The 4752-nt window shown below is 31.5% G+C and carries 3 protein-coding genes and 1 rRNA gene; all 4 read left to right on the forward strand.

The annotated features are described in order from the left end of the window. Position 1 precedes the first annotated feature (1 nt). The 4 genes from rrf to MWJ95_RS24285 all read left to right on the forward strand — a co-directional run bounded on the left by rrf (position 2) and on the right by MWJ95_RS24285 (position 4422). Positions 2–117 (forward strand): 5S ribosomal RNA (rrf, locus tag MWJ95_RS24270). Between the two features lie 335 nt (positions 118–452). After that, positions 453–1625 (forward strand): ATP-grasp domain-containing protein, encoded by a 1173-nt coding sequence (locus tag MWJ95_RS24275; protein ID WP_249107385.1) that lies wholly within the window; start codon positions 453–455, stop codon positions 1623–1625. A gap of 25 nt (positions 1626–1650) precedes the next feature. After that, the gene (locus tag MWJ95_RS24280) at positions 1651–3336 is read left to right on the forward strand and encodes a methyl-accepting chemotaxis protein (protein WP_249107386.1); all 1686 of its coding nucleotides are present in this window, start codon (positions 1651–1653) and stop codon (positions 3334–3336) included. 192 nt (positions 3337–3528) lie between these two features. After that, positions 3529–4422, forward strand: a complete 894-nt coding sequence (locus MWJ95_RS24285) for a patatin-like phospholipase family protein (protein WP_249076384.1) — start codon at positions 3529–3531, stop codon at positions 4420–4422. Positions 4423–4752: the final 330 nt, after the last annotated feature.

Below are 4752 nucleotides of genomic sequence, written 5' to 3' on the forward strand. Positions count from 1 at the left end.
GTCTAGTGATGATGGCAAAGAGGTCACACCCGTTCCCATACCGAACACGGAAGTTAAGCTCTTTAGCGCCGATGGTAGTTGGGGGCTTCCCCCTGTGAGAGTAGGACGTCGCTAGGCAATTTAGACAGTTAGCTGTATGCTGGCTGTCTTTTTTATATAAAATTATACAAATAGTAATATATCAATAGTAAAAAATCGAGAAGCTTAAATTAGCTTCTCGATTTTTTTAGTTATTTAATTTAGCAAAAATTAATCTTTATATAGTCAAATATGCTCATTAGTATTTAGATATTTAATTATGCTTTCATGTTAATTCCGGTGTAATATTACCCATAGCATAAAGAGGTAAAATTATGGCTTTTATAGGTATTATATATTAAAATAGGTAATAGTTATTTTTACATACTATTTGGATATAGATATGTAAAAAGTATAAGATAGGAGTGTAAATATTGATAATACTAGATAGACCTTATGTTTCGGACCTATTAGCGGACACAATTAGTAAGAATAAAATTCCGGTAATAAAATTAAATGAAGTTTTTATACCAAACGAATCTACTATAAATTTAAAAAAGGTAGACGATTTGTTGATTGAATTAGAGAAGGGGAATTCTCCAATTCTCTTTAACTCTGAAAATGGACTTAATATTTTATCAAAATATGCACCTAATCACTATTTAACAACTGTTACAGATATTTTGAAAAATAAAGTTACTTTCAGGAAAACATTAAGTAGACATTATAAAGATTTTTTTTTCACAGAAGTTTCTCTAAAAGAATTAGAAGAATTAGATCCTAGTGCTCTACCTTTCCCTATTATTGTTAAGCCTGTTATAGGGTATTCAAGTATAGGTGTACATCGTATTGATAAGGTAGAAGAATATCAAGAAACTATTAAACAACTTAAATTTGAAATGGAAGTTACAGGTTCAGAGTATCCAATCGAAGTTATTAATAATCAATCATTTATAATTGAAAAATTAATTGAAGGTGATGAGTACGCTGTTGATGTATATTTTACAGAAGATGGGGAACCTGTTATCTTAAATCTTTTTAAAAGAATGTTTAGGCATGAGAAAGACATGAGCGATAGAATTTACTATACGAGTAAGCAAGTAATAAATGAGTCTCTCAACAAAATTCAAGAGTTTTTAAGAACTATTTCATCGTTCTTCGCTTTAAAGTCTGCCCCTATACATATTGAAATTCGCATCGATAATGATGAACAGATTGTTCCTATTGAAGTAAATCCACTTAGATTTGCTGGTATCGGTACAAATGAACTTGGTGTTCATGCATATGGTGTAAATGCATGTGAGTACTTTTTTAAACAAGAAAAGCCTGATTGGGAAAATATAGTTAGTCAAATGGATGATTCAATTTATAGTTTTTGTTGTGCTGAAATAGATGCCTCTATTGATTGTAAGCAAGTTGTATCTATTAATCATGAAGCATTTAAACAAAATTTTGGTGAAATTTTAGAATATCGACCAATGAAAGTGAATGAAAGCTCTACTTTTGCTGTAATATTTCATAAATCACCGGATTTAAATGAGAATATAAGGTTATTGAATTTAGATCTGAATCAATATATAACATTAAAAGAATTGGAATTTGTTTAATTTTTATTGCAGATTAGGAGCGTTAATGATGTTTAAAGGTATGACAATTAGAAAGAAGATATTATTAAACGTATTAATGCCTATTGTTGTTATAAGCACAATTTTTAGTTTTGCCATTTTTTTCGTAGCTGAGCGTTTAATTGATGGGTATATTATTCCCCAGTTTGAAGAGAGCTTAACAATGAAAATGGAGGATTTTGATGAGCTATTTGATAAAGAATTAATCAATAGTGCTAAAACAAACAAAAGTGCATATCAAGAATTATTGTCTAGAGGAAATGCATATCAAGAAAAGTATGATTTAGAAAATGTGTACATTATGAGTAAAGTAGATAATAAAGAAGTCATTTTATTTTTAGGAAATGACGATAAGTATTTATCTCCACTAGCGTTTACAGATGAACAAAAAGCAGCGCTAGGCACAACTAAAATGGTTACTAGTGATATTTATATAGATGATTACGGTGCTCATAAGTCTACATTTTTACAAGTTCAAGGAACAGATTCTGTCTTAGGATTGGATGAAGATGCAGATTTTATAGTTGATTTAGAAAACTTATTAATAAAAGTGTGTGTATTATTAGGACTTGTATTTATTGTGGTAAGTGGTATATTAGCATATTTCACTGCTAAAAGAATTTCTAAACCGTTAAATGAACTTGTAGATTATACTAAAGTAATTGCGGCTGGTGATTTAACACAGGAAATAAAAAATACAAGTAATGATGAAATTGGTCAACTTGCATCAAGTTTTAATAGTATGCAAGTACAGCTAAAAGAAGTTATAGGTCATGTATCCTTAACAGCAGACTATGTAGCAAATGGGTCTAAAGAATTGACTCAAAGTATAGAGCAAGTGACAGAAATGACTAATCAGGTATCGGCAGCGATTCAGGAAGTTTCAGTAAGTAGCGAAATGGTAACAAATGGGGCTATTCAAAATCAAATTGCGATTAGAGAAATTTCAGAGGGTATAGTAGAAATTACGGAATCTACCACGAATGTCTCTGATGAATCTATTAAGACATCTGAAGAATCCAATCAAGGTAATAATGTCATTCAACAATCCGTACAAGGAATTGATTCGATTAACGAGCTTTCAAAAGCCTCTATGCAAATGACAGAACAAATGCATCAACGTTCTATAGAAGTGGGACAAATTACAAATGTAATTACAAGTATTTCAGATCAAATTAATTTACTTGCATTAAATGCAGCTATTGAGGCTGCCCGGGCGGGTGAATATGGAAAAGGGTTTGCTGTTGTTGCAGATGAAATAAGACATTTAGCAGAACAATCTGCCCAATCTGCTAATGACATTACTAAATTAATCTCTGAAATGCAAAACAATTCTAATGAATCTGTTGACGCTATTACGAGAGTAGTAAATGAAATTGATCAAGAGACTGTCGCAATAAGATTGGCTGGAGATACTTTTAAAAAAATCTCATCTCTAATTTCAAACATTAGTATGAGAACGCAATCAATTGCTTCAACAGTAGAACAAATATCAGCAAGCTCTGAACAAGTATTAGGGACTACTGAGACAACTGTTCAATCATTGGAGCAAACATCAGCAGGTACCCAAAATATTGCTTCAACTATGCAAGAGCAATCTGCTTTTATGGAAGAAATGCTTGGAACAGCCAATCAAGTAAATGAGATGGTTGAAAACTTGAAAGGTCAAATTGCACATTTTAAAATTAAGTAATATAAGCAATAACATAAACTAAGTTAAAAGGATTAGCTCTAACTTGAACAGAGCTAATCCTTTTACTATTTTTAGATCTGTATGCCAGTATCAAAGTTGTATGTAAATTCGACAAATTACTCATTGAATTCGTTCTAAATTTATATAACTCTTTATATAATGTAACGATTACCTTAAAAAGGAGAGGGAATTTTGTGGATTGATGGTGTTTTTTCTGGTGGTGGTTTGAAGGGATTTGCCCTAGTGGGGGCGTATCAAGTATTAGAAGCTGAAAATTTCCGCTTTAAACGAGTAGCTGGAACAAGTGCGGGGGCCATATTAGCTGCTTTTATTGCTGCAGGATATAGTGGGAAAGAAATCCAGACTATGTTAGAAGAGTTGGATGTACCTTCATTATTAGATCCAAGGAGAACAATATTACCATTCCCGTTTATGAAGTGGATTAATGTTTATCACCATCTAGGTTTATATAAAGGAAAAGCATTAGAAAAATGGTTTTTTCAGAAATTAGCGGCAAAAGGTGTTTATACATTCGGAGATTTACCTAGAGATTCATTAAAGTTAGTAGCCTCAGATTTAACAAATGGTAGAATGATCGTGTTACCGGATGATTTACAAATTTATCATATTGATGCGGACAATTTTTCGGTTGCAAGTGCTTTACGTATGAGCTGTGGTATACCATTTTTCTTTGAACCCGTTACATTAAAAACAGGAAAAGGAGAGTCAGTTATTGTAGATGGCGGTGTATTGAGTAATTTCCCGTTATGGGTATTTGATGATAGAGCAGGACGTAAAGTGCGACCGATTATAGGGCTTAAATTGAGTAGACGTAGAGAAGAGCAGCACCCACATGAAATTAAAAATGGATTAAATCTATTTGAAGCTTTATTTTCTACTATGAAAGATGCTCATGATGAAAGATATATTTCAAGACGGCATGAAAGAGATATTATTTTCATTCCCGTTGATGATTATAGCGCCACTCAATTCGATTTAGATGAAGAGACGAAAGAAACGCTTTTAGAAATTGGTAGAAACCGTACTATTCAATTTTTAAAAACGTGGCCAAGATTTAGATTATAAACTTTAAAAAAATGAATAAAACTATTGACGCTCTGTGAATTAGATGGTATTATATAAAAGTTGCTGTTGAACATGCAACTAGAACAATATAAAAATAAAATAACTGTTTGACATTATGTATAAAACATGTTATTATATAAAAGTTAACTCTTAACAAAGAGATAACAATTGTAAATGAACCTTGAAAACTGAACAAGCAAAACGTAATCAATAAAGTTTTTAGTAGCTAACTTTGAGTTAGTGAACAAAACAAAATTTTGGACATCAAACATGATGCCAGCAAAACAATTTGAGCTAATCAAATTTCTTTTTATGGAGAGTTTGATCCTG

This window comes from Lysinibacillus sp. Bpr_S20, from assembly GCF_023337835.1.
Taxonomy (GTDB): domain Bacteria; phylum Bacillota; class Bacilli; order Bacillales_A; family Planococcaceae; genus Lysinibacillus.

Coding starts and splice junctions, on each gene's coding strand:
- MWJ95_RS24280 (WP_249107386.1), top strand. CDS start 1,651: ATGATGTTTAAAGGTATGACAATTAGAAAGAAGATATTATTAAACGTA.